23 protein-coding genes and 1 pseudogene are annotated in these 24,816 nt (G+C 71.9%); 14 read left to right on the top strand and 10 right to left on the bottom strand.

Translation table 11 applies throughout. The annotated features are described in order from the left end of the window. Positions 1 to 27: 27 nt before the first annotated feature. Complete coding sequence (locus ACFYY2_RS02165; protein WP_388735767.1) at positions 28 to 1,329, bottom strand: alpha/beta fold hydrolase; 1,302 nt, start codon at positions 1,327 to 1,329, stop codon at positions 28 to 30. A gap of 297 nt (positions 1,330 to 1,626) precedes the next feature. Between ACFYY2_RS02165 and ACFYY2_RS02160 the strand changes: the two genes are divergently transcribed. Next, positions 1,627 to 2,451: an aldo/keto reductase gene (locus ACFYY2_RS02160; RefSeq protein ID WP_388735764.1), complete on the top strand. Its 825-nt coding sequence runs from the start codon at positions 1,627 to 1,629 to the stop codon at positions 2,449 to 2,451. Positions 2,452 to 2,551: 100 nt separating this feature from the next. On the opposite strand, the gene ACFYY2_RS02155 is transcribed toward ACFYY2_RS02160, so the two are convergent. Then, complete coding sequence (locus ACFYY2_RS02155) at positions 2,552 to 2,995, bottom strand: nitroreductase family deazaflavin-dependent oxidoreductase (protein ID WP_388735762.1); 444 nt, start codon at positions 2,993 to 2,995, stop codon at positions 2,552 to 2,554. A gap of 321 nt (positions 2,996 to 3,316) precedes the next feature. Here ACFYY2_RS02155 and ACFYY2_RS02150 point away from each other — a divergent pair, with 321 nt between their 5' ends. Further along, the gene (locus ACFYY2_RS02150; RefSeq protein ID WP_388735759.1) at positions 3,317 to 4,678 is read left to right on the top strand and encodes an FAD-dependent oxidoreductase; all 1,362 of its coding nucleotides are present in this window, start codon (positions 3,317 to 3,319) and stop codon (positions 4,676 to 4,678) included. Between the two features lie 162 nt (positions 4,679 to 4,840). Here the strand turns inward: ACFYY2_RS02150 and helR are convergent, their stop codons facing one another. Next, positions 4,841 to 6,988 (bottom strand): RNA polymerase recycling motor ATPase HelR, encoded by a 2,148-nt coding sequence (gene helR / locus ACFYY2_RS02145; RefSeq protein WP_388735757.1) that lies wholly within the window; start codon positions 6,986 to 6,988, stop codon positions 4,841 to 4,843. A gap of 401 nt (positions 6,989 to 7,389) precedes the next feature. Between helR and ACFYY2_RS02140 the strand changes: the two genes are divergently transcribed. The 3 genes from ACFYY2_RS02140 (at position 7,390) to ACFYY2_RS02130 (ending at position 8,934) form a co-directional block, all read left to right on the top strand. Then, on the top strand, positions 7,390 to 8,010 hold the full coding sequence (locus ACFYY2_RS02140; RefSeq protein ID WP_327111826.1) for an L-threonylcarbamoyladenylate synthase: 621 nt from the start codon (positions 7,390 to 7,392) through the stop codon (positions 8,008 to 8,010). A 107-nt stretch (positions 8,011 to 8,117) separates the two neighbouring features. Further along, the gene (locus ACFYY2_RS02135; protein ID WP_388735755.1) at positions 8,118 to 8,309 is read left to right on the top strand and encodes a DUF6381 family protein; all 192 of its coding nucleotides are present in this window, start codon (positions 8,118 to 8,120) and stop codon (positions 8,307 to 8,309) included. Positions 8,310 to 8,544: 235 nt separating this feature from the next. Further along, positions 8,545 to 8,934: a DUF2267 domain-containing protein gene (locus ACFYY2_RS02130; protein ID WP_388736806.1), complete on the top strand. Its 390-nt coding sequence runs from the start codon at positions 8,545 to 8,547 to the stop codon at positions 8,932 to 8,934. A gap of 57 nt (positions 8,935 to 8,991) precedes the next feature. Here ACFYY2_RS02130 and ACFYY2_RS02125 read toward each other — a convergent pair whose 3' ends face one another. The 6 genes and pseudogenes from ACFYY2_RS02125 to ACFYY2_RS02100 form a co-directional block, all read right to left on the bottom strand. Further along, positions 8,992 to 10,005, bottom strand: a complete 1,014-nt coding sequence (locus ACFYY2_RS02125; protein ID WP_388735753.1) for an MsnO8 family LLM class oxidoreductase — start codon at positions 10,003 to 10,005, stop codon at positions 8,992 to 8,994. A gap of 159 nt (positions 10,006 to 10,164) precedes the next feature. Then, complete coding sequence (locus ACFYY2_RS02120; RefSeq protein WP_388735750.1) at positions 10,165 to 11,055, bottom strand: endo alpha-1,4 polygalactosaminidase; 891 nt, start codon at positions 11,053 to 11,055, stop codon at positions 10,165 to 10,167. Positions 11,056 to 11,291: 236 nt separating this feature from the next. Next, positions 11,292 to 12,506, bottom strand: coding sequence for a D-mannonate dehydratase ManD (gene manD, locus ACFYY2_RS02115; protein ID WP_388735748.1), 1,215 nt, complete (start codon positions 12,504 to 12,506; stop codon positions 11,292 to 11,294). A 468-nt stretch (positions 12,507 to 12,974) separates the two neighbouring features. After that, positions 12,975 to 13,691, bottom strand: coding sequence for a hypothetical protein (locus ACFYY2_RS02110; RefSeq protein WP_388735746.1), 717 nt, complete (start codon positions 13,689 to 13,691; stop codon positions 12,975 to 12,977). After that, the gene (locus ACFYY2_RS02105; protein WP_388735744.1) at positions 13,688 to 14,401 is read right to left on the bottom strand and encodes a DUF2470 domain-containing protein; all 714 of its coding nucleotides are present in this window, start codon (positions 14,399 to 14,401) and stop codon (positions 13,688 to 13,690) included. The genes ACFYY2_RS02110 and ACFYY2_RS02105 overlap by 4 nt, the downstream gene beginning before the upstream one ends. Positions 14,402 to 14,512: 111 nt before the next feature. Beyond that, positions 14,513 to 14,713, bottom strand: a pseudogene (locus tag ACFYY2_RS02100) (siderophore biosynthesis protein); the annotation flags it as partial. A 112-nt stretch (positions 14,714 to 14,825) separates the two neighbouring features. Between ACFYY2_RS02100 and yhfZ the strand changes: the two are divergent. The 8 genes from yhfZ (at position 14,826) to ACFYY2_RS02060 (ending at position 22,589) form a co-directional block, all read left to right on the top strand. Further along, a complete protein-coding gene (gene yhfZ / locus ACFYY2_RS02095; RefSeq protein WP_388735742.1) occupies positions 14,826 to 15,764 on the top strand; it encodes a GntR family transcriptional regulator YhfZ in 939 nt (312 codons plus the stop codon). Between the two features lie 95 nt (positions 15,765 to 15,859). Then, positions 15,860 to 16,246 (top strand): transcriptional antiterminator, encoded by a 387-nt coding sequence (locus tag ACFYY2_RS02090; protein ID WP_388735739.1) that lies wholly within the window; start codon positions 15,860 to 15,862, stop codon positions 16,244 to 16,246. Positions 16,247 to 16,319: 73 nt separating this feature from the next. Further along, positions 16,320 to 16,676 carry a DUF2620 domain-containing protein gene (locus ACFYY2_RS02085; RefSeq protein WP_388735737.1) on the top strand — a complete coding sequence of 119 codons (357 nt, stop codon included), beginning with the start codon at positions 16,320 to 16,322 and terminating at the stop codon, positions 16,674 to 16,676. A 43-nt stretch (positions 16,677 to 16,719) separates the two neighbouring features. Then, a complete protein-coding gene (locus tag ACFYY2_RS02080) occupies positions 16,720 to 18,057 on the top strand; it encodes a YhfT family protein (RefSeq protein WP_388735734.1) in 1,338 nt (445 codons plus the stop codon). 49 nt (positions 18,058 to 18,106) lie between these two features. Beyond that, on the top strand, positions 18,107 to 19,054 hold the full coding sequence (locus ACFYY2_RS02075; protein WP_388735732.1) for a phosphotriesterase: 948 nt from the start codon (positions 18,107 to 18,109) through the stop codon (positions 19,052 to 19,054). A 1-nt stretch (position 19,055) separates the two neighbouring features. Further along, the gene (locus tag ACFYY2_RS02070) at positions 19,056 to 20,171 is read left to right on the top strand and encodes an aminotransferase class V-fold PLP-dependent enzyme (protein WP_388735730.1); all 1,116 of its coding nucleotides are present in this window, start codon (positions 19,056 to 19,058) and stop codon (positions 20,169 to 20,171) included. Between the two features lie 2 nt (positions 20,172 to 20,173). Next, positions 20,174 to 21,337 (top strand): alanine racemase, encoded by a 1,164-nt coding sequence (locus tag ACFYY2_RS02065; protein ID WP_388735726.1) that lies wholly within the window; start codon positions 20,174 to 20,176, stop codon positions 21,335 to 21,337. 10 nt (positions 21,338 to 21,347) lie between these two features. Further along, entirely contained in the window at positions 21,348 to 22,589 is a 1,242-nt protein-coding gene (locus tag ACFYY2_RS02060) for a phosphopentomutase (RefSeq protein WP_388735724.1), read from the top strand. A 34-nt stretch (positions 22,590 to 22,623) separates the two neighbouring features. On the opposite strand, the gene ACFYY2_RS02055 is transcribed toward ACFYY2_RS02060, so the two are convergent. Continuing rightward, entirely contained in the window at positions 22,624 to 23,895 is a 1,272-nt protein-coding gene (locus tag ACFYY2_RS02055) for an alpha-L-fucosidase (RefSeq protein ID WP_388735721.1), read from the bottom strand. Positions 23,896 to 24,024: 129 nt separating this feature from the next. On the opposite strand from ACFYY2_RS02055, the gene ACFYY2_RS02050 reads away from it, so the two are divergent. Further along, the gene (locus ACFYY2_RS02050; RefSeq protein WP_388735719.1) at positions 24,025 to 24,813 is read left to right on the top strand and encodes a helix-turn-helix domain-containing protein; all 789 of its coding nucleotides are present in this window, start codon (positions 24,025 to 24,027) and stop codon (positions 24,811 to 24,813) included. Positions 24,814 to 24,816 lie beyond the last annotated feature (3 nt).

Raw genomic sequence — 24,816 nt, 5'->3', positions numbered from 1 at the left:
GGCCCCGGGCGAGCTCCTGCTCCGGCGCTAGCGGTCGCTGTCGCCCCTCACGAGCGCGAGCAGCCGGTCGAGTACACGCGGCCCGCCCGCCCGCACCCCGTCGTGCTCGAACTCGCTGGTCACCCACGTCCGCAGTCCGCGGATCGAGGACGCCGTGCGCAGCGCGTGCTCCGTGTCGACGTACATGTCGTCGTGGTAGACGGCGGCTGCCACCGGCACCTTGTTGGCCGCGAGCCGCTCGGTGTCGTACAGGACGGGCCAGTCGGTCCGGGCCGCCAGCAGTTCGGCCGTCTCTCGCAGCGGACGCAGTGCGGGATCGACGTCGAAGTGCCAGGGGTGGATGCTCTCCCCGGTGAACAGCACCGGCCCGTCGCCGGCCAGGGCGGTGCCGGCGTCGAACTGCGGGAACTCGGCGCGGACGCGTTCGGCCGCCCAGCCGGTGGGCCGCGGGCCCTGCCCGTAGATCGGTTCGTGCATGAGGGCGTACAGCGGGTGCCCGGCGAACGACGTGGCGGTGCGCACGGCTTCCTGGAAGGCGTCGGAGAGCTCGCGTCCGTGTGCGCCGTCGACGAAGGCGTTCTCCAGGAGGTAGTGCAGCTGGTGGCTGCCGTTGCCGCCGCCGAGCATGATGCCCAGCGACTGGAAGCCCTCGGGAGTCAGCCGGTGACCCGCGCTGTCGGGACGGTGCTCCGCGAGGTATGCGGCGATCGCACGGGCGCGGGCCACGTCCTGCGGGTAGCGGGCGTAGTGCGCGGCGACCTTGCGCTCGATGCGCGGGTACGCGGCCCGGTAGACGTCGTCGGCGTGCGCGTCCAGCGACGGCAGCCCGCCGGTGATCAGGACGGTGTGGAGTCCTTCCGGTGCGGCGGACAGGTAGTGCACGGCGCAGAACCCGCCGTAGGACTGCCCGAGGACCGTCCACGGAGCGCCGCCCGTGAGCTGCGGGCGGATCAGCTCGCAGTCGCGGACGATGCTGTCGGCGCGGAAGTGCGCCAGGTAGGCGGCCTGTTCGCGCGGGCCGCCGCGCGAAGGGAGCGTCTGCCGGTTCGCCGGGGTGGAGAGACCCGTACCCCGCTGGTCGAGGAGCAGCACACGGAACTCCCGCACCGCCCGGCCCAGCCATGCCTCGTCACCGATGAACCGCCGGGCACCGAACCCCGGGCCGCCTTCGAGGTACACCAGCCAGGGCAGGCCCTCGCTCGACTTCCCGGAGGCGACGGCCTCGCGGGCGAAGATCTCGATCGCCTCGCCGCCCGGGTCGTCGTGGTCGAGGGGGACCGTGAACCGGTGGTCCGTGAGGACGAGACCGGGCTGGCGATAGCTGTTCAAGGGGACTCCTGCATCGGGTTGTTCCCGACAGTTCAGCACATGCCCGCGCCCTGACCGGTAGCGGGCCGCGCGGGATCCGCCCGGGCGGATCCCGCCGGGCCGCCCGACCGTCGCGGTGACCGGTCCGGGAGTCCGGCGGGAACGTCCGGCCCGGTGAAGCCGGTAGCGCGAGGCGCCGGACGGGCACGGATTCCCTGATGGGCGACGCTTGCCATTAACCCGCGCGTGCAACTATTGTCGACGCCTGTAACCGCCGCACGCGCAGCGGTTTGCCCCAGCGCTACGAGAGGCTCCACCATGCCCACGGTCCCCACCGTCACACTCAACAACGGCGTCAGGATCCCGCAGCTCGGCTTCGGCGTCTTCCAGGTGCCCGACGACGAGACCACCGCGGCGGTCACCGCCGCACTGGAGGCGGGATACCGCTCCATCGACACGGCCACCGTCTACGGCAATGAGGCAGGCGTCGGGCGGGCGCTGGCCGAGTCCGGACTCCCCCGCGACGAACTGTTCGTCACGACGAAGCTCTGGAACGCGGATCAGGGCTACGACGCCACACTCGCCGCCTTCGACGCCTCACTGGCCGCACTCGGCCTCGACCACGTGGACCTCTACCTCATCCACTGGCCGACTCCCGCCCGCGACCTCTACACCGAGACCTGGCGCGCCCTGGAGAAGCTGTACGCCGACGGCCGGATACGGGCCGCGGGCGTCTCCAACTTCCAGCCCGCGCACCTGCACCGCCTGCGCGAGGAGAGTTCACTCGTGCCCGCCGTCAACCAGGTCGAGCTGCACCCGGGCCTCCAGCAGAGCGAACTCCGCGCCGTGCACGCCGAGGCCGGCATCGCCACCGAGGCGTGGAGCCCGCTGGCCCAGGGGGCGCTGCTGGACGACGAGGTGCTCACCTCGCTCGCGGAGCGCCACGGGAGGGCACCCGCCCAGATCGTCCTGCGCTGGCACCTCCAGCTCGGGAACGTCGTGATCCCCAAGTCGGTCACCCCCGCGCGCATCGGGCAGAACATCGACGTCTTCGACTTCGAGCTCTCCGCCGCCGACATGGACGCCATCGCCGGCCTGGACCGCGGCATGCGGACCGGCCCCGACCCGGACGTCGTCAACTGACCCCGGTCCGCGGACATCCACCAGCCGCGCGGACCGGGACCGGCCGGCCCCCCGTGGACGGGGGACCGGCCGGTGCGCCTGCGGACTTCGCCCGGTCGCGTCAGCCCTTCTCGGCCGGGGTGAGGACGAAGACCGGGATCTCCCGGTCGGTCTTCCTCTGGTACTCGGCATAGTCGGGGAAGGCTTCGACGGCCCTGTCCCACCACAGCGCCTTCTCGTCACCCGACACCTCGCGGGCCACCATGTCCTGCTGGACCGTGCCGTCCCTCAGCTCGACCTTCGGGTCGGCGAGGACGTTGTAGTACCAGACGGGGTGCTTGGGGGCGCCACCGAGGGAGGCGACAATGGCGTACTGACCGTCGTGCTCGACCCGCATGAGCGGCGACTTGCGGACCTTGCCGCTCCTGGCGCCGCGCGTCGTGAGGAGGATGACGGGCATACCGCGCAGGGTGGTGCCCTGCGTCCCGCCGGAACTCTCGATGAGCTCGACCTGCTCACGAACCCATGTGGTCGGGCTCGGCTCGTACTCGCCCTCGATCGGCATGGCACCTGTCCTCTCGTCGGAGTGCTGCGTCGTGCCCCCATCATGTCTCCGCCCGCGACCGGTGGCACGCAGAGACACCAGCGGCGAGGCTTCGCGCAGGGTTCCGTCTCAGCCTCTGGAACCACACGGGACGACCCGAGCGGAATCCGCTCACGAAAATGAGTCCGATTCCTACCGTTACATCACGTTATTTCCTTCACGTACTCATGCCCCGCTCCAGGGAGGCCGGAGAACAGGGCATACCGTGGAGAGCAGCGGAGTAAGTCAACCCTTACCCCGCTGCTCTCTGCCCGCGACCGCCGCCCAAAGGAACAACACTCCATGACACGCCCCGTCCGCGTCGCCATCGTCGGAGCCGGTCCCGCCGGAATCTACGCAGCGGACGCGCTTCTCAAGTCCGAGGTCGCCCAGGAGCCGGGCGTATCGATCGACCTCTTCGAACGCATGCCCGCCCCGTTCGGCCTGATCCGTTACGGTGTGGCGCCCGACCACCCGAGGATCAAGGGCATCGTCAAGGCGCTGCACCAGGTCCTGGACAAGCCGCAGCTGCGACTGTTCGGCAACGTCGACTACCCCAACGACATCGGCCTGGACGACCTGCGGTCGTTCTACGACGCCGTGATCTTCTCCACCGGTGCCGACGCCGACCGCGCGCTCGACATACCGGGCATCGAGCTCGACGGGTCCTACGGCGCCGCCGACTTCGTGGCCTGGTACGACGGTCACCCGGAGGTTCCGCGCACCTGGCCGCTGGAGGCCGAGAAGGTCGCCGTGCTCGGCGTCGGAAACGTCGCCCTGGACGTCGCGCGCATCCTCGCGAAGACGGCGGACGAGCTGCTCCCGACCGAGATTCCCGCCAACGTGTACGACGGCCTCAAGGCGAACAAGGCCCTGGAGGTGCACGTCTTCGGACGGCGCGGACCGGCCCAGGCGAAGTTCAGCCCGATGGAGCTCCGCGAGCTGGACCACTCCCCCAACATCGAGGTCATCGTCAACCCCGAGGACATCGACTACGACGACGGCTCGATCGCCACCCGCCGGGAGAACAAGCAGGCCAACATGGTGGCCTCCACCCTGGAGAACTGGGCGATCCGGGACGTCGGCGACCGTCCCCACAAGCTGTTCCTGCACTTCTTCGAGTCCCCCGTCGAGGTCCTCGGCGAGGACGGCAGCGTCGTCGGTCTGCGGACCGAGCGCACCGAGCTCGACGGCACGGGCAACGTCAAGGGCACCGGCCGCTTCACCGACTGGGACGTGCGGAGCGTCTACCGCGCGGTGGGCTACTACTCGGAGGAGCTCCCCAAGCTGCCCTTCGACGTGGTGTCCGGCACCGTCCCGCACGCCGCGGGACGCGTGCTGGCCGGCGGCGAGCCGATGTCCTCGGTGTACGTGACCGGCTGGATCAAGCGCGGCCCGATCGGTCTGATCGGGCACACCAAGGGCGACGCCAACGAGACCGTGGCCTGCCTGCTGGAGGATCACGCGGCCGGCCGCCTGCCCGCCCCCGGACGGCCCGAAACCGATGCGGTCGTGGACTTCCTGGAGCAGCGCGGCGTGCGCTACACCACCAAGGAGGGCTGGCACCGCCTCGACGCCCACGAGCAGGCGCTCGGCGCCGAGCAGGGCCGTGAGCGCGTCAAGGTGGTCGAGCGCGCGGCCATGCTGGACGCCTCGGGAGCCTGACCCCGACCGCTCCGCGGCCCGCGCCCCCGGAACTCCGTGCAGGAGTTCCGGGGGCGCGGGCCGTCGGTCGCCGGGCCACGCGCCATTGGCCGCGGCGCCCTCTCATCGGCCGCGGCGTCCCCGAGTCCGCGGTGGCGGTCACGGCGTGGTCCCGGCCGGACCTCACGGACGGGAGAGGACGACGAGTTGCCGGGTCGCCCGGGTCATGGCGACATAGCGGTCGACCGCACCTTCGACCCCCTCGCCGAACGACTCCGGGTCGACGACTACGACCAGGTCGAATTCGAGCCCCTTCGCCAGTTCCGGGGTCAACGACCGGACGCGGGGTGCCGGCCTGAACGAGGGGTCACCGATGACACAGGCGGTGCCTTCGGCGTGGGCGGCGAGCCACGTGCCGAGGACCGCATCCAGATCCGCCACCGCTCCGTGGACCACCGGGAGACCGCCGCTGCGGACCGAGGCCGGCACGTTGGCGTCCGGGAGGACGGCCCGGATGACCGGTTCGGCCTTCCGCATGATCTCCTGGGGAGTCCGGTAGTTGATGCTCAGCGAGGCCATGGTGATCCGGTCGAGCCCGATCCGTCCGAGCCGGTCCTGCCAGGACTCCGTGAACCCGCGTCTGGCCTGGGCGCGGTCACCGACGACGGTGAAGCTCTTGGAGGGGCACCGCAGCAGCAGCATCTGCCACTCGGCGTCGGTCAGTTCCTGCGCCTCGTCGACGACGACGTGCGCGAAGGGGCCGGCGAGGGGGTCGGACTCGGCACCGTGCCGGGCGTTTCCGTCTACGAGCGTGTCCTTCAGGTCCTGCCCGTTCAGCATCGTCACCAGCCCCTCGCCGTCGTCGTCCGCTTCGAGCAGGGCGTCGACGACCTGGGCCATCCGCTCCCTCTCGGCGGCCAGGGACGCCCTGTGCCGCCTGCTTCGCCGGGACGCCTCGGGATCGCCGAGCCGCTGCCGCGCGGCGTCGAGGAGCGGCAGGTCGGACACCGTCCACGCCTGGGCGTCCGTCCTCTGCAACCGCCGCACCTCGTCCGGGGCGAGCCAGGGGGCGCACGTGCGCAGGTAGGCGGGCACCGACCAGAGGTCGCCGACCAGCTCGGCCGCGTCGAGCAGGGGCCACGCACGGTCGAAGGCGGCGGCCAGGTCCCTGTTCAGGCCCAGCGACCTCCGCAGCTGTTCCTCCGGCGCATCGCCCTCTTGCTTGTCCACGAGGATCGTGATGAGTTCCTCCCAGACCTGGTCGCGCGCCTCGTTGTGCGGGGTGCTCGGTCCCGCCGCTTCGAACGCCAGGGCCCAGTCGTCCGCGCTCAGCCAGATGTCCGACCAGTGGGTCTCGACCGCCATCCCCTCGGACGGCGCCTCCTCGTAGAACCCGACCGCCGCCTCGACGGCCCGCACGAGTTCCGCGGAGGACTTCAGCCGGGCCACCTCGGGATCGGGCTCGCCCGTCGCCGCGGCGCCCTCGGGGACCAGGTCCCGGAGGGTGCAGGTCCGCACGCCCTCCTCCCCGAGACCGGGCAGGACGTCCGCCACGTAACCCAGGTAGGGCTGGTGCGGACCGACGAACAGGACCCCGCCCCTGCGGTTGCCGAGGCGGGGATCGGCGTAGAGGAGGTAGGCCGAGCGGTGCAGGGCCACAACCGTCTTGCCGGTGCCCGGGCCGCCGTCGACGACGAGCGCGCCGCGGGACCCCGCGCGGATGATGGCGTCCTGGTCGGCCTGGATGGTTCCGAGCACGTCCCGCATGCGCGCCGACCTGGTGCCGGCCAGTCCGGCGATGAAGGCGGACTGGTCGTCGAGCGCCGCGTGGCCGGTGAGACCGTCCGGTGTGAACACCTCGTCCCAGTAGTCGCTGATCCGCCCGTCGCTCCAGCGGTACCGGCGACGGCTCGCGAGGCCCATGGGGTTGGCGTGGGTGGCCCCGAAGAAGGGCTCGGCGGCCGGTGAGCGCCAGTCGATGAGCAGCCGACGTCCCGCACTGTCCTTGAGGCCGAGACGTCCGACGTACACGGGCCCGGTCCCGTCCGTACCGGCCATGTGTCCGAGGCAGAGGTCGAGCCCGAACCGCCGCAGTGTGCGCAGCCGGCCGGTGAGCCGGTGGATCTCCGCGTCCCGGTCCATGGCCTGCCGTCCCGCGCCGCCCGGTGCCCGTCGCTCGGCGGCGAGACGGCCGGACAGCTCGTCGGTCAACTGATCAAGACACTCCGCGACGGCGGCGAAGTGCTCCTCGTCGCCGGCGACCAGTGAGGGGACGGCTTTGCGGGCAAGGCGCTCAGGCAGGTCGAACGCGCTGGTGGTCACGGGGTTCACGTCAGCTTCTCCGATTCGGGGGGTCGCTCGCGGAGTGTGCGAGCAGGGGGCGTCCGGACCGCTGCGACCGCGATGCGCGGCGGGCGGCCTCCCCGGCCCCGGAGGGGCATCTCACCGACAACGAGATACGCAGTCACCGCACCCGTTCCGCAGGTCTCCGGGCTTCGGCCGATGATTCTGCGGCAAGGAGGGGGCCTTGCCGCAAGGCCCCCTGTGCGCTATAAGTTGAGAGTGGAAAGAGGTGCATACTCCTTCTTTCCGCCCCTGTCGGCTCCGGGTCGACGCCCGTCCGCTCCGGGTCGCCGCTCCCGTAGGACCACTCTCCGCATCCGATGTGTCCGACGCCGACGTGTGCCTGCCGCAAGCGGAACTCCCGTACCCGCAAGCCGTAGACTCGCCGGATGGCGAAGTACTTCGATGTGCACCCCGAGAATCCCCAACGCCGCACCATCAGCAACGTGGCCGACAGCATCCGCTCCGGCGCCCTCGTCGCGTATCCGACCGACTCCTGCTACGCCCTGGGTTGTCAGCTCGGCAGCCGGGACGGGATCGGCCGCATCCGGTCGATCCGCAACCTCGACGACCGGCACCACTTCACCCTCGTGTGCCAGAACTTCGCACAGCTGGGGCAGTTCGTGCAGGTGGACAACGACGTCTTCCGCTCCATCAAGGCGGCGACACCCGGTAGTTACACCTTCATCCTGCCGGCCACCAAGGAGGTGCCCCGGCAGCTGCTGCACCCCAAGAAGAAGACCGTCGGTGTGCGGATCCCCGATCACGCCGTCACGCAGGCGCTCCTCGCCGAGCTCGGTGAGCCGCTGCTGTCCAGCACCCTGCTCCTGCCCGACGAGAAGGAACCTCTGACGCAGGGCTGGGAGATCAAGGAACGCCTCGACCACGTCGTGGACGTCGTCCTCGACTCCGGCGACTGCGGTACCGAGCCCACCACCGTCATCGACTTCTCCTCCGGAGAACTGGAGATCGTGCGCCGCGGGGCCGGCGACCTCTCCCGCTTCGAGTAGTTCCGTCACGGTCACTCCGCGTTTCCGGCGGCCCCGCTGAGATGCGCGCACCCCCGGGTGCCTGGTTCGGTGGAGGTGTTCCGCCCGCACACCGCCAGGGAGTGATCATGAGTGAGTCGGACGACCTTCGGGGCCGTGCACGGCAGATGCACGACAAGGCGAAGGAACTCGAGTCCGCGGCCGAACAGGCCACGGACGCCGGTGAGCGCCGGCGCCTGCAGGAGAAGGCGCGGCGTCTCGAATCGCAGAGCGAGCAGATCAGCGACATGGCCAGTGGGGACATCTATCCCATCGAGTAGGCGGGCCGTCGAGCCGGCAGGCCGCGCCGTCCTGTCCTCCCGTCGAGCAGGAGGCCGGACGGCCGTGGTCGCAGCGCCGCGGAGTCGACGAGCTCCCCCGGTTGCCGACGGCCGCGCACCGTGTTAGTACCGGAATGAGGTGACATGCGGTGGATACGCGGAGGGCGGGGCACGGGCTTCCCCTCCCCCGCCCCGCTCTCCGCCCGCGCTCCGCGAAGGGGGCCCGGTGACGTACATCAGATGGCAGGCGTTCCTGGAGGCCGTCGAGGAACGCGGGGCGTACCGGTCGGCGCTGGAGGCGGAGCGGGCAGCACGCGTGGTGCTCGCGCTGCTGGGCGCTCACATCGTCGGTGAGGAGCGAAACGAGCTGGCCGCGAGGCTGCCCGAGACCTTCGCACTCATCCTCCTGAACCCCTTGCAGGCCGCGGAACCCCTCAGCCCCGAACGATTCGTGCGCGCGGCCGCCGCCTGGATCGACGGGGCCACCGAGCGGACGGCCGCGTGGGACACGAGCGCGGTGCTCAGCGTGACGGCGGACGCCGCGGGTGACGAACTCCTGGAGCGCCTCCTGCTCCAACTTCCCCCGGGATACGACCTCCTGTTCGGCCACCCCAGCAGCGAATGACCTTCGGGACACGCCCGGCGCGTCCCTCGGCCTTCCGGTCCGCGGATACGCCGACGGCTAGCGGGCCCGCAGACCCGCCAGCTCGGACAGCCGTCGCATGGAGTCCAGCAGGGCTTCACGGTCGTACGTGCTCGTGGTCACCAGCAGTTCGTCGGCGCCCGTCTCCCCGATGACGCGCTCCAGGCCGGCCGACACCGTGTCCTGCGTGCCCGCCAGGTGGCCACGCAGGCCCTCCTCGTACAGTCCGCGCTCCTTCTCCGTCATGGCCAGCGCTTCGATCCGCTCGGCGGACACCAGCGGCGGGAACGACCCACGGGTCCGCGCGACCGCCATGGACCAGGCCTCCGGCACCAGCAGCCGTCCCGCCTCCTCGTCCGTCCCCGCGACGGCGACGGTGCCCGACACGACCACGTACGGCTCGGGGGACCACGCCGAGGGGCGGAACGCGCTGCGGTATCCGTCAACGGCGCGCATCAGCCTGTCGCGGTTCCTGAGATCGCCCACGACGAGGGGCAGCCCGGCCGCGGCGGCGATCTCGGCGCCCTCGCCGATCGCCAGGACGAACGGGGGGACGCGCAGTCCCTCGGCGGGGAGTGCGTGGACCTGGGGGTGGACCTGCTGGCTTCCGTCCATCCAGCCCAGCAGTTCGGCCAGCTGACCGCCGAAGGCCCGCGCGTCCTCCTTGTCCTTTCCCAGGGCTCGGCGGATCCCGTCGGTGAAGCCGACGGAACGCCCCAGCCCCATGTCGATCCGCCCGGGAAAGAGGGAGGCGAGCACGCCGAACTGCTCGGCGACGACGAACGGCTGGTGGTTCGGGAGCATCACACCGCCGGTCCCCACCCTGATCGTGGTGGTGGCCGCGGCCACGGCGGCGGCGAGCACCGTCGGTGCCGAGCCGGCCACTCCGGGCACACTGTGGTGCTCGGACACCCAGAACCGGTGGTAGCCGAGCTCCTCGGCCGTCCTGGCCAGTGCGACCGTGTCCCGCAACGCCTGGGGGGCGTCGTACCCCTCACGCGTGCGCGAGCGGTCGAGGACGGAGATCCGGATCGAATCGAGGAGAGTGCTCACCCCTCTCTCAACGCCGCAGATGCACCAGGATTCCCGGCCCGGCCCGCGCCGCCGGCGCCGGAGGGCCGGAACGGGCTGATCAGCGGGTCCCGGCACGGGCTCCAGTGACCGCCTGCGGTCCGGCCGCCGCTGGGGCTGTCGTGCGATGCGGGGACGTCCTCAGCAGGAGCGGTAGACGTATCCGTCCTCCGAGGCCGGCAGGACGTCGAGGTCACGGAGCACCAGGGAGACCCGGTCCTGCCAGGTCGAGCAGCTCTCGTCGAATCCGACGTCGCCCTCCCCCTCGTACTCGACGGCGAACACGCGGCCGTCGTACGCCTCGGCGTAGGCGTCGCACTCGTCGAACTGGGCGCACTCCTCCGTCACCGCGAAGTCGAATCCGATGGTGCGGTGCCGGGGAAGCAGGTCCGTCGTGTTCTTCTGCCCGATCGCGAGGCCGGACTCGTGCGCCCGTCTGGCCAGCATGGCGGCGAACGCGGCATTCTGAGCACGCGTCAGCTTCCCGTGTGAGCGCTCGTACGAGTCGAGGTTGTCGGGCTCCACGGCCTGGAACCCGCTCTCGGCGCAGCCGTCGACCCAACCGCCGACGATCTCCGCGAGCCTGGTGCGCTTGGCGGCCGTCGAGGTGTCGAGGAGTACCTCGTCCCAGCCCTCGTCGATCACGGGCTCACCGTCATCGTCCCGCAGGAGCAGGTCGGGGTCGGTGTCCTCCCACCGCTTCAGCTCACCGGGCTGGGTCTGGAAGGCGTTGACGTAGCAGACGTTGTAGAGGCCGTCGGCGGGCTCGTCCTCGCGGTCGCGGGACACCGCCTCCACCCCGGGCGGCGGTGCGTAGCCGCCGCCGATCTGATAGTCGAAGGCCATGCCCGCCGTGGGCCGCACCACAGCGGGTGACTCCGCACGCCGTTCGGACGCGGAGCCGCGCGCAGGGCCGTCCGTCACGGCGCAGCCGGCCTGCGCGAGCGTGGCGACGGCGCAGACGACGCCTGCCGCCGCGCGGGCGGTCGCGCGCCGACGGCTGACGGACGGGAACAGGGCACGCACGGCCACGCGGTACTCCAGGGGTCGGGGATCCCGGAGAAGGTCTGCACATGCTCCGGCACCGCTCCTGAGCCTTTCACGGCCTCCGGCCGGGCAGGCGGACGGGTCCGCCGTCCACGGCGAGCGCCAGACCCGGGAACGGCAGACCCGGGAGCGGCGAAGTGGTGTGGTTCACCCGTTCGCTGCCGTGACGTGGACCTCGCCGCGTGAGCCACGCGACCGGGACGAGCGGGTTCCCCGGCCGCTCACCAGTCGTGCACCGTCCCGTCCTGGAGCCGGTTGACGGGGAGGTACGCGGCTTCGTACGGATGCGCGGCGGCGAGCTCCTCGTCGAGTTCCACGCCGATCCCGGGCGTCTCCCCGGGGTGGAGGAAGCCGTCCGTGAACGTGTACGCGTGGCGGAACACCTCCTCGGTGAGCGGGGTGTGGCCCGAGTACTCCTGGATGCCGAAGTTGTGCACGGCCAGGTCGAGATGCACGGCGGCGGCCATACCCACCGGGGAGATGTCCTCCGGTCCGTGAATGGCGCTCCTGATCTGGTACTGCGCGGCGAAGTCGAAGAGCTTGCGCAGTGGGCTGACGCCGCCGAAGTGGGTGACCGCGGAACGCACGTAGTCGATCAACTGCTCGGTGACGAGGGTCTGGTAGTCGTACACCGTGTTGAAGACCTCTCCGACGGCGAGCGGTGTGGTGGTGTGCCGGCGGACGACGCGCAGCGCCTCCTGGTTCTCGGCGGGCGTGCAGTCCTCCAGCCAGAAGGGGCGGTACGGCTCGAGGTCCTTGCCGAGCCGGGCGGCCTGGAGCGGGGTGAGCCGGTGGTGCGCATCGTGCAGGAGGGGAAGTTCGGGGCCGAACTCGGCGCGTACCGCCTCGAACACGGCCGGCGTGTGACGGAGGTAGGCCTCGGTGTCCCAGTCCTCCACCAGTGGCCTGGCCTGCTGGTGGAGCACGGGTGAGCCGTGGTCGTCCGTGCTCGACACGCCGTAGACCGCCTTCAGACCGGGAATCCCGGACTGGATGCGGACCGCCGGGTATCCGTCGGCGAGACGGGCCCGTACCGAGTCGAGGAGTTCCGGGATGTCGCGGCCGTTGGCGTGCCCGTAGGTGCCCACGCGGTCGCGGCTGGCGCCGCCGAGCAGCTGGTAGAGCGGGAGCCCCGCGGCCTTCGCCTTGATGTCCCACAGCGCGACGTCGACCGCGGCGATCGCGGCCATCGTGACCGGTCCGCGCCGCCAGTAGGCACCTCGGTAGAGCGACTGCCAGGTGTCCTCGATGCGATGCGGGTCGAGACCCGCGAGGAGGGGGACGACATGGTCCTGGAGGTAGCTGACCACGGCGAGTTCGCGGCCGTTCAGCGTGGCGTCGCCGAGGCCCGTGAGCCCTTCGTCCGTCGTCAGCTTGAGGGTGACGAAGTTGCGGCCGGGGTTGGTGACCAGGACCTGCGCGTCGACGATCTTCATGGAGACACTTTCTTCCGAATGCGGGGATTACGGACTGTTCAGTCCTCGGTGGCGCCCGAGATGAGGCCCGCCACCGGTGTTTCCGTCGGCGAAGACGAGCGCGACGAGGACGAGCGGTCCGGTCCGGTGCATCGCGTACCGCCCCACCGCCCAGGAGGCCTGCACGGCGATGAGGGCCGGGGCGCGTGGGTGACGGTGGCGCTCAGGCGGTCTTTCCCTCCGCTCCGGCGGCGCAGGTGCACCACGACGCCGACGAGAGCGGACGGCTGCCATCCCCGCAGCGTACAGCCTGGTCCGGGGCCCTATCCGGCCGATCCGGCCCCTCGCCCCGGGCGCCGGACAGGCTGTCGGCGGACGGCCACTGACCCGGGCGCGCACCCGCCGCCGACGACGACGGTCGGCCGCGCCGGGTCCGCAGTCCTCGGAGCGCGTGAGCACGGCCCGCCCTGCAGGGCCCGCACCGCATCGTCAGTGCCCCGCGGCAGCCTTGACCAGGGCGACCGCCACGCCGATCGTCGCGTCGAGCAGACCGGCGAGCAGCGCCAACGGCACGCCACCGCCCAGGCGCAGCCCGCCCGCGCAGCCCCACGCGAAGAGCGAGGCGACCCCGACACCGGCGGCGGTCAGCAGGGCGGCGGACAGGGACAGCACGTCGAGTGCCGCGAGCCCGATCATGACGGCGGGGGCGGCCGCGCACGAGAGCAGCGGGCTGCTGACGTACAGCATCCTGCGCAGGTCCCGGCCCGTGGCGAGGTGGCGGTGCACGGTGCGGTGCGCCTGCTGGTCGGCGACGAGGGCCGCGAGCCAGAGCCCGAGTGCCGTCGTCAGGACCGTGGCGAGCGCCCCCGTGGCACCGGCCTCGCTGAACGACAGCCCGACGACCACGGCGATCATCGTGATCGTGGCGTAGATACGCTCCTTCAGCCGGTCCGCCGTCACGCTCACGTCGGCCCCGGGCTTCCGCCCCGCGCGTCCGCCTTCCTGGTCCTCCGGCACCTGACTCCTCGTCATGTCGTGGGACGGGGCACGCCCGGGCCCGGTGGCGGCACCCGCGCCCCGTACGGCCGCGGCGATCCCGGCCACCAGGATGCCCGTGCCGTCGCCCGGATCGACGGACCACGAGGATGCCCGGCGGCGCGGCGGATCGCTCAGGCGTACCGGAGGGGCGGGGGACCTCCGGGTCACATGCGGGTGGCGCCCCCGCGGTGGCGGGCCCGGTGGAGAAGCGCCTCCACCTGTGCGCCGACCTCGGAGGCGTCGCGCACCGGGGCCGGGAAGAGGAGCCGCGCGTCGCGGTGTCCCTGGGCGTACTCGTAGCGGAGGGTGAAGCCGTAACGGTCCAGGGCGTACGGGCGCACGTCGACCACGCCCCGGCGGACCTCGGGGGCGGCCAGCCGCGCGAGCCGGGCGACGACGTCACGGTGGTCGTCGTCCAGGTGGCCGAGCATCGCCGCCTCCTCCAGGGCCAGTGCGTCGGGTGCGGCGCCGAACACCTCGTCGGGGTGCACGTGTTCCACCCGGCCGTGCCGCTGGATGCCGGCCCGCGCGAGGTCCAGGGTCAGGACCATGACGCCCTCCTGCCGGGCGCCGGAGGGGGTGAGCTCACCCGAGAGCATGACCCGGGCACGGATCCGGTCGCGGGCCCGGACGGGCGCGACGTCCGTGAACTCGGCCAGCGCGCCCAGCGTCCCGTGCGGTGCGCACACCATTTCCACGGCGAGCGGGGTGTCGTCGGGGACTCGGAGCACGAGCCTCCGGTCGTCGACCAGGTGCATGGCGACGAGGTCGTACGACGCACCGGCGGTGGTCAGACCGAGCGAGGTGGCGGCCGCGACGACGGAGCGGATCCGCTCCGCGTGCGAGAGCTCCACGGTACGGGCGGGGGCGACTGTCATACCATCTCCTTAGGCAAGGCTTACCTAAGTTAGCACCTCCTCGGGAGCTTCCGTCCCCGCCCCGCCGAGAAAGCGGAAGACAGGCGGCGGGTGCATGAGGAAGTCACGGTGGGAGATGTGGGTGATCACCGACCGGTGGTCGCGTACGTCACAGTCCGCCACCTCGACGTCCGGCCCGAGGGCGGCGGGCGGGCCGTAGGCATCGGGCCGGTCGGTCAGGAGGGTCACGGACGGTCCGGGGCGCGCAGCGGCCGGAAGGAAGCCGCTGACCACCGAATCGGTCGGGTTGAGGGCGAGCAGGTACGTCTGCATGAGCGGTCCCCCGCCGGGTGACGGAGCCCGGCGGGGCGGCACATGACGCGCACCCCCGCCCGGGCCGCCCGGACCCTTGTCAGTATCCAGAATCCTGTTTACTGTTTGGGCCGTGAACGACTTCGACGCCCGCTTCCTGTCGCGCAACGGCCTCGCCGCCCGGCAGCTCGCGGTCCTGCTCCTTCACCACGAGCCGGACACCCGACTGCCCCGCGTGCGTGACTTCGCGGAGGAACTGGGCTGCGGGAACGGCACCGTCCAAGCGGCCCTCCAGCTGCTGGAGGAGTCCGGCGCGATCTCGACGACCGCACGCGGCCACCTCGGCACGTTCCTGGCACACTCCGACCGGTCGATCCTGTGGCGGCTCTCGGGCATGGGCACCCTGCTCGCGGCGATGCCGCTCCCCTACTCCCGCCGCTACGAGGGTCTCGCGACGGGACTGCGCGGCGCCTTCGAGGAAGCGGGCGCCCCGTTCGCGGTCACGTTCATGCGCGGGGCCGGGGCCCGGACCGCCGCACTCCTGGAGGGCAAGGTGGACCTGGTCGTCCTCTCGCGCTTCGCCGCCGACCAGCTGATCGGCCGGCACCCCGTGGAGCTGATGGCCGACCTCGGACCCGCCACCTACGTCGGGGCGCACGGCATGCTGGTCCGCCGGGGCGTCGACCTGGACGCACCGGGGCTGCGGGTGGCCGTCGACCACACCTCGGAAGACCTGCGCATGCTCGTGGAGCGCGTCTTCGCCGGCCGCGACGACATCGAGTGGCGGGAGGCGTCGTACATGCAGCTGCACGACCTCTTCGCCCGTGACGAGGTGGACGCGACCGTATGGAACCTGGACGAGGCGCGGCACCGGATCGGCGAAGGCGTCGAGGTGCGGCCGCTCGGTGACGAGGTCACGAGGGAGCTGGCACTGCGCAACTCCAGCGCGGCGATCATCTGCCGGACGGACGGCGCGAAGGCGCTGGCCGCGATCCGCGACACGCTCGACCTGTCCCTGGTGACCCGGCTGCAGAGCGACGTACTGAAGGGTGATCGCATCCCCTCGTACTGAGGCGCACCCGACGGCCGGACCGCCGAGGCTCCCGAGAGGGCCGCCCGACATCAGAATACAGAATCCTGGTTTCTGTCGATTTTAGGAGGATCATCATGGACGACCAGCTCGCACTGCGGATCCGGCTCTTCCGCGAGGGCGGCCAGGTCCCGCCCGGGGTGGTCGACTTCGTCGCCGCCGAACTGTCCGCGCTCGAGGACGAGGGGCACGTCGTCACCGAGGCGTCGGCCGGCATGCTGACCAGCCATCTGATGATGGCGCTCGGACGGCTCCTCGACGGCGAATCGATCGAGCAGTTCCCCACCGACGAGCAGGTCGCCTCCGAACTGGCCGGACACCCCGGGGCGGTCGCGCGCGCACGCGCCGTCTCGTCCCGCGCCGAACAGGACCTGGGAGCGGCACTGCCCGAGTCCGAGATCAACTTCCTCGGCATGCACCTGGCGGTGCTCGGCGGGCGTTCCCCGTCCGCCCCCGCCAGTTGACCGGACACCCGGCGGGCAACGGACCTGCTGCCGTGCCCCGCACCGACACAGCCAGACAGAGAGAAGGACAGTCATGACGAAGATCCTCACCGGAGGGGTCGGCAAGGTCGAGGTCACCAAGGCCATCGCCGATCTCGGCATCGACACGCTCGACGTCGTCCAGTCCAGCGACATGGACGCCGCGATGAAGCTCAGGGCCGGACAGGCCGACTACTTCCTCGGTACCTGTCACACGGGCGCCGGAGCCTCCCTCGGCGTGCTCGTCGGCCTCATGGGCAGCGCCGCCTGTCACACCTTCGGACGGGGCGTGCCGACCGAGGAGGAGGCCGGCACCCTGCTGGCGGCCGGCAAGAAGGTCTTCGGCTTCTCGATGGACCAGATCGACGTCATCGCCCCGCTCCTGGCCCGCGCCATCGCGGCCCGCGGCTGACCGCCGCCCCTTCCTCGTCGTCCCGGGCTCCTAGGAGTGACTCGTGAGCACCACACTCGCCGCCGGCGCCGGTCTTGACTTCACACTGGCCCAGCAGCTGACCGTGATAGCCCTCTGTGCGCTGACCGCCTTCATCTCGCACATGGCCCTGGCCGTCTTCAACGACGGGGTGCGTCCCTTCCTGCTGGACTTCGTCCAGGGCCGCACCACCCGCAGCGCGACGACGGCCGTCTCCTTCGGGCTCTCCGCCGGATTCATCTTCGGACTCGGCGCCCCGATGGCTCTCTCCACCGGTGTGCTGAATCCGTGGTTGGTCTTCCTGCCCACGGACATCCTCGGCATGCTGGCGCCGAGGAAGTGGATCGCCCCGATCCTCGGCGCCGCGTGGGGGGCGGTGGTGGTCTTCGGGCTGAACGGCGCGAACGACGCCGCGCACGATCTCCCGGTCGACTTCCTGACGGCGATGCAGCAGATGTCGACGCCGATCCTGTTCCTGTTCACGCTGTTCCCGGTGCTCGCCATCACCAAGCAGTTCGGACGCGGGTGGGGCGGCGTCGCGGGGGCCCTCGAAGTCGCCCTCGTCGTCACGACCATGAAGCTGTGGCCGAACATGTTCGCCGGAGCGCTGGCCATGGCGGCCGGCGTGCTGCTGCTGATCGGGCTGGCCGTCTCCAAGGATCTCCGGCAGCGGCGTGCCGACCGGGAGGCAGGCACCGCCGAACCCGTCCTCGCGGACGACGACCCGATGATGTCTCTGTTCAGCGCGAGCGCGGCCCGTCTGCGCAGGTTCCTGCCGCTGTTCATGGTGCTCGGGGCAGGGGTGTGCGTGCTCGCCCAGATGCACATATTCGGCGGCGGCGAGGCGACGAGTTTCCTGATCGCCAAGGGGCACTACTCCGAGGCCGCCCAGGTCGACTTCTACCGGGTTTTCGGCTTCATCCCGCTGATCGCCACGACCGCCCTGGCCTCCGGCGCGTACGGCATCGCCGGATTCACGCTGGTGTACCCGATCGGCTACCTGATGCCGAACCCGTGGCTCGCCGCGATCGTCGGCGCGCTCGTCTTCGCCGCCGAGGTGCTGGCCCTCACCTGGATCGGCAAGGTCCTCGGCAGGCTTCCGAGTGTCCGGGACTCCTCGGAGCACCTGCGCAGCGCCATCGGGGACACCCTGCAGCTCGCGATCCTCTTCGGGTCGCTGATGGCCGCGAACGCCATGGGCGGCGGGCTCGGCATCCTCCTCGTGGGTGGCCTCTACCTCCTGAACGAGTCGATGGGCCGGCCGGTCGTGAGGATGGCGGCGGCGCCCGCGGCCGTCATCGTCGGCGGCGTCCTGCTGAACGTCCTGTACTGGCTCGACCTGTTCACTCCGGTCAAGGGCTGAACCGCCCCGCGACCCGAACCGGGCCGTACGCGAAAGAGAGACCCCCACGATGAACCGCCCCGCAGCGCGCACCGTGCGCACCGTCTCCGGAGAGCTGGCGCCCGGCTCCGTGCGCGGCCCCGTCCTCGCCCACGAGCACCTCGTCCTCGACCTGGACCACCGGGGCGACGGCGCGGCCGTCCTCGACCCGCGGCGTCACTGTCCAGCTGTGACGGCCGAACTCGCCTCCCTTCGGGAAGAGTTCGGACTCGCGCTCGTCATCGAGCTGACCTGCCGCGGGATGGGCCGGGACATCGGCACCCTCGCGAGGATCGCGGAGGAGGCGCAGGTCGCGGTCGTCGCGGCGACCGGCTGGTACTACGAGCCCTTCCACACGCCGGAGATCGACGGACACGGCGTGGACGAGCTCGCCGGGACCCTGGTCCGCGAGATCGAGGACGGGATCGGCCCGACCGGTATCCGGCCCGGCGTCCTCGGTGAGATCGGCAGCCACGGGGACGTGCCGACGGCCCCCGAGGCCAAGGTGCTCCGGGCTGCCGCGAGGGCGGCGCGGGCCACCGGGCTGTCCGTGGCCACACACGCGCAGCTCGGCCGGGGCGGCCTCGCCCAGCTGGAACTGCTCACCGGTGAGGGCCTGCCCGCCCACCGCGTCAGCATCGGCCACCAGGACCTGCTGGACGAGCCCGGGGTCCACCGCGAGCTCGCCGCGAGCGGCGCGTACGTCGCGTTCGACACCGTGGGCAAGGCGTCCTACCGCAGCGACGGCGACCGGCTGCGGCTGCTGCTGGCCCTGCTGGAGGCGGGTCACGCCGACCGGGTGCTCCTCAGCTGCGACATCTCCCGTCACGGGTACCTCATCGACGAGGGCGGCCAGGGCTACGGGCACCTCTTCCGGGACTTCCTCCCGAAGCTCCGGGCGGCGGGCGCCGACGACGACCTGGTGGATCTGCTGACCCGCCGCAACCCCCTGCGATTCCTGACCGGCGAGGAGCACTGACATGAATCCGGCACTTCCCCGGACGTTCCCCCTGGCGACGGTCCCCCTGGAGAACGCCGTCGCGACACAGTTCCGGCTGATCGAGGCCACGGCCGCCCACTTCGAGGGCCACGAGCTCTTCACGGCCGACGCCGGAGTGGTCCCCGGGCTGGGTCGCCCCCGCGCCACCGCCCGCGTCGAGGCCGTGCTCGCGGACTTCTTCGGGGCCGAGGACGCCGCCTTCGTCCAGGGCGCCGGTACGGGGGCGATCCGGGCGGCCCTCAACGCGGCGGTCCGGGCGGGCGATCCGCTGCTCATCCACAGGGCACCGGTCTACCGGACCACCGAGGTGACACTCGGGGGCATCGGCGTCCGGACCGTCGAGGCGGACTTCAACGACCCGGAGGAACTCGGCGAGGCCCTGTCGTCAGGCATCTTCCGGTGGGCCTACATCCAGCACACCCGGCAGCGGCTCGCCGACTCCTACGAGCCGGCCGAGGTGATCGCCGCCTGCCGGGCGGCCGGGGTCCGCACGATCGTCGACGACAACTACGCCGTCATGCGCACCCCGGCGGCAGGAGTGGAACTGGGCGCCGACGCCTCGTGCTTCTCGCTCTTCAAGCTGCACGGTCCGGAGGGCGTCGGCCTCGTCGTCGGTGCGGGCGACGTGGTCGCGGACGTACGCCGCGACAACTACTCCGGCGGCGGGCAGGTCCAGGGCCACCAGGCGCTCGACGCCCTGCGTGCCCTCACCCACGTCCCGGTCATGTGGTCCGTGCAGTCCCGCGTGGGCGCCGAAGTGGCGGAACGCCTGGCGGCCGGCGAGGTGGAGGGCGTGGCCGAGGTGCGCATCGCCAACGCCCAGGACCGCTGCCTGCTCGTCAGACTCGACCGGCCCGTCGCCCGCGATCTGCCCGCCGTGGCGGCCCGCTTCGGAGCGGCCCCCTACCCGGTCGGCTCCAACTCGCGCTACGAGATCGCCCCCCTCTTCTACCGCATGTCCAGCTCGGCCCTCGATGACTCCCCCGAGCTCGCCGACTGGACCGTGCGCATCAACCCGATGCGGGCGGGCGCCGACCTCGTCATCGGCATCCTGCGCGACTCGCTCGCCGCACTGGCCGCACCGGAGGTCGACTGACCGTGTTCCTCGACACCCTCCTCACCCGCAATCCGGGGCTCGTCGACGCCGCGGCCGCCCTCCACCGGGACGGCGAGATCCCGCCGGACACCTACGTGATGGACCTGGACGCCGTCGAGGCGAACGCGGCGCTGCTGGCGGCCGAAGGCGAACGCCTCGGCATCGGGCTCTGGTTCGTCGTCAAGCAGCTGGGCCGCAACCCGGAGCTGATCCGCGCCGTCGCCCGCCACATCCCGCGCTCCGCCGCCATCGACACGGCCGAGGCCCGGCTCCTGCACGCCGCCGGCGCGCTGCCCGGAAACGTCGGCCACCTGGTCCAGGTCCCCCGGCGGGCGCTGCCCGAGGTGCTGGCATGGCGTCCCGAGGCGGTGACGGTCTTCGACCTGGCCAACGCCCGGGCGGTTTCCGGTGCGGCACGGGAACTGGGCTTCGTCCAGGACGTCCTGATCCGGGTCGAGGGCGCGGACGGCGCGGGCTATCCCGGCCAGGAGGGCGGTGTGCCGCTCGACCGGCTGGACGAGTTCGCCGCCGCCGCCGAGGCGCTGGACGGTATCCGTATCGCCGGGCTCACCGGCTTCCCCTGCGTCCTGTGCGATCCGGCGACGGGCGTGCCGGCCGCCACGGCGACCTTCGACCAGGTGCTGAAGGCCCGCGACCTCCTGGCCTCGCGCGGTCACCACGGCCTGAAGATCAGTGCTCCGAGCGCGACTTCCATGGCCTCGCTGCCGCTGCTGGCGGAACTCGGCGCCACCCACGGCGAACCGGGCCACGCCCTCACCGGCACGACCCCGCTGCACGCCCTCGACCCGGCCCAGCCCGAGAAGCCGGCCTACGTCTACGTCACCGAGGTCGCCCACACCCTGGCGGACGGCCGTCCGGCGGTGTACGGGGGCGGCTTCTACGCCCGTTCGCACATCCGCGGCGCCCATCTGCCGCGTACCGGCACACGCCTGGGCGTGCAGGGGGCGCCCGCCGAGAACATCGACTACTACCGGCTGCTCGACGCCCCCGCCGACGGGGCGGACGTACGTGTCGGGGACACCGCGCTGCTGGCCTTCCGCACCCAGATCTTCGTCACGCGTTCGACCGTCGCCGTGGTCTCCGGACTCTCGTCCGGTACCCCCCGGCTGAACGGGCTGTACGACGCCCAGGGCCGAACCCTGTAAGGAGCACCTCATGGCCAAGACCGTCATCGTCGTCGTCGACGGATTCGGCGTCGGCGCCATGCCCGACGCGGGCACCCTGCGCCCCGGCGACCTCGCCGCCGACACCTGCGGACACGTGCTCGACCACGCGCGCACCGCGCTGGGCCGGCCGTTGCGGCTGCCGGTGCTCGGGGCGCTGGGGCTCGGTCTGGTCCACCCGCATCCTGACCTGGCGCGCCGCACCCACCTGCCGGTGGCCGCGGGCCGGGCCGCACTCGGCTACCCCGGGGCCGACACCTTCGCGGGCCACCAGACCATGATGGGCGCCGACTTCAGCAGGGTGACGGTGGCGCGGCTCGCCGACCACATCGACGAGGTGGCCCAGGCCCTCACCGCGGCGGGACACCGGACCGAAAGGCTGGAAGGACTGCCGCTGCTCGTCGTCGACGGGACCGTTCTGGTCCACGACAACCTGGAGGCCGACCCGGGGATCAACTGGAACGCCTCGGGCCGCCTCGACGACCTCGCCTTCGACGGTCCCGGCGGCATTCTCGCCGTCGCGCGCACCGTGCGGGCCGTCGCACCCGTGGCCCGGGTCATAGCGGTCGGCGGACACGCGGACGGACCGCTGCCCGCGTACGTCCGCCCCGGAGACGGGGGGACGGTCGGTCTGGACACCCCCGCGACGGGTTTCTACCGCAACTCCGGTCTGCAGGTGCGGCATCTGGGCGCTCCCCTCGACCACACCCGCCAGCTGCCCGAACTGGCCGCGCGCGCCGGCATCCCGGTCACCCTGGTGGGCAAGGCCGCCGACATCCTGGTGTGCGGTCCGGCGCTGCGTCACCCGGCCGTGGACACCGCCGAGGTCCTGGCGCGCACCCTGGACGCCGTACGCGCGGAGGGCGACGCCCTCGTGGTGGCCAACGTCCAGGAGACAGATCTCGCGGGGCACCAGCAGGACACCACGCGCTACGGGCGCCTGCTGGAGCAGGTCGACGCCGGGCTCGCCGCCCTCGTCGCGCTGCTCACCGAGCCGGGCGACCGGCTCATCGTGACCGGCGACCACGGCAACGACCCGGCGATCGGCCACTCCCACCACACCCGGGAGTACGTCCCCGTGCTCATCCACCGCCCGGGGGCGGACGGGGTCGAACTGCTGCCGGACGCGGGCAGTCTGGCGGACGTCGGCGCGACGGCCGCCGTGTCGCTGGGCCTGGACCCCGGCGGCCTGGCAGGGGGGCGCCCGCTCCGCACCGGCCGGCGCGCGGCCTGAGAGGGCCCCGCCCGTCCGGGCTGCACACTGCCGTCTACATACGGCCCTTGCCCCGGTACACATCAAGGTCATCGCCGAGCTCGACGGCCAGCACCGTGGCGTGCGGGTCCACCTGGTCACCGGTGGGCGCGTCGATCCAGAGCACCCCGGGTACGTGGCCGAGTCCTCCGGTCACCCTGTGCGCGAGCACGTCACCGGTGCCCAGCACCGTCACGCGCTCGACCGGCGTGCTCAGCCCACGGACCGAGACGGTTTCGTGCGGGGTTCCGAAGCAGACCAGATACAGCGTCCGGCCGTCCGCGGAGAGGGTGCTCGGGCCGTAGTGGTGGCCCGGTGGCAGGCCCGCCACCGTCCCGTGGACCGCCTCGGCGTGCCGGGTGATCCACGCCCCCAGCCCGAGCAGCCGGTCGGCCTGGGCCTGCGGGATGGTGCCGTCCTCCCTGGGGCCGACAGCCAGCAGCAGGTTCCCGCCCATCCCGATCGTCTCCGTGAAGTAGCGCACCAGCTGTCCGACCGACTTGTGGTTGTCGTCGGTGTGCTGGTGGCCCCAGGAGTCGTTGACGGTCAGGCACAGTTCCCACGGGCCCTCCGGGGCCTCGACGGGCAGTCCCTGTTCCGGTGTCGCGTAGTCGCCGTGCCCGGTCAGCCGGGCGTTCAGGACCGTCCGGGGCAGCAGCGAGACGACGTCCCGCGCCAGCGCGTCCATCTGCCACTGCTCCTCGGTGCGCTCCCACTCGCCGTCGAACCAGAGCAGGTCGGGGCGGAAGAGCTCGGCGACCTCGCGGACCTGGGCGGCGCGGAAGCCGAGGTAGCGGGCCCAGCGCGCCCGGTCCTCCCGGCCCTCCGGCGGCGTGCTGAAGCGGGAGTCGTTGACGGGCACCTCCTGCGGCGCGGGGTGCCGGAGCGTGGCGTAGTCGGGGTGGGACCAGTCGGAGTGCGAGAAGTACAGGCCCACCTTGAGGCCGCGTTCGCGCAGCGCGTCCGTGTACCCGGCGACCAGGTCGCGGCCGGCGGGCGTGCGCCGCACCACCGAGAGGTCCGAGTGGCGGGTGTCGAAGAGCGCCACGCCGTCGTGGTGCTTGGCCGTGAGGACCGCGTATCCGGCGCCGGCGCGCGCGAAGAGTTCGGCCCACGCGTGCGGGTCGTACCGCGAGGCGGTGAATCCGTGCAACTGGTTCATGTACTGCTCGTAGGTGACCGTCCCGTCGTAGAAGGACCAGGACTCCGCCACCCCGTCCACGGCGTAGATCCCCCAGTGCACGAAGATCCCGAGCCTGGCTTCGCCGAACCACTTCTGCATGGCCATCCCGCACGTCCCCTCGGTCGGGCGCCGTCGGACGTCCTGCGTCCGCTTGTTCCGCCCCGCCGCCCACGCTAGGAGTCGCGGGCCGTGCGACGCGTGGGCCTCCGTCACCACTGCTGGTAAATTCTCACCGTGCCGACGATCCACCTCGACCGGCCGCCCGAGGTCGCCGCCGCAGGGGTCGGCGTGCACGGCACGGCCACCGCGCATGACGTGTTCCGGCTGCCGGGCCTGTGGCAGCTCCATCTGTACGGATACGCCGGCCGGTTGACGGTGAACGGTGAAGTCCACGCCATCAGGCCCGGGCATGTGAGTCTCGTGCCGCCGGACACGTCCGTCGAGTTCCGCTATCTCGGGCGTTCGGAGCACCTCTTCGCCCACCTGTCGCTGTCGGGGGCGGGCGAGCCCCGTCAGGTGCCGGTGATGCAGGACGCGGGCGTTCACGCCACCGCGCTGTCGGAGCTCCTGCGCCGGGCGGCGGCGGCCGTGGCCGCCGCCGAGCCCGCCCAGGCGTCGGCCGAGATCTGGGCGGCGTTGTGGCGGGTGGCCCGGTTGCCACCGGTCGCGCCCCGCGTCGTCCCCCATCCCGCGGTCACCGGCGCGGTCGCCTACATAGAGGCGCGTCTGGCCCAGCCGTTGACCGTCCCGGAGATCGCCAGGGCCGCGGGCGTCTCGCACAACCACCTGTCCCGGCTCTTCAGGGCGGAGCGGGGCGACACGCTCGTCGCCTACATCAGACGCCGCCGGCTGGAGCGCGCCGGCCACCTGCTCCGTGAGTCCACACTCTCCATCCCGGCGGTCGCCGCCTCGGTGGGCATCCCGGACCTCCAGGCCTTCAACAAGGTGTGCCGCCGCGAACTGGGCGCGTCGCCGAGGGCCGTACGGGCGGCCTGGAGCCGAGCCGGAGCACCGGACGGCTGATTC

This window comes from Streptomyces sp. NPDC001822, assembly GCF_042892135.1.
Lineage (GTDB): Bacteria > Actinomycetota > Actinomycetes > Streptomycetales > Streptomycetaceae > Streptomyces.
The sequence above is the reverse complement of the archived record's forward strand: the minus strand, read 5'-3'. Positions and strand labels throughout refer to the sequence as shown.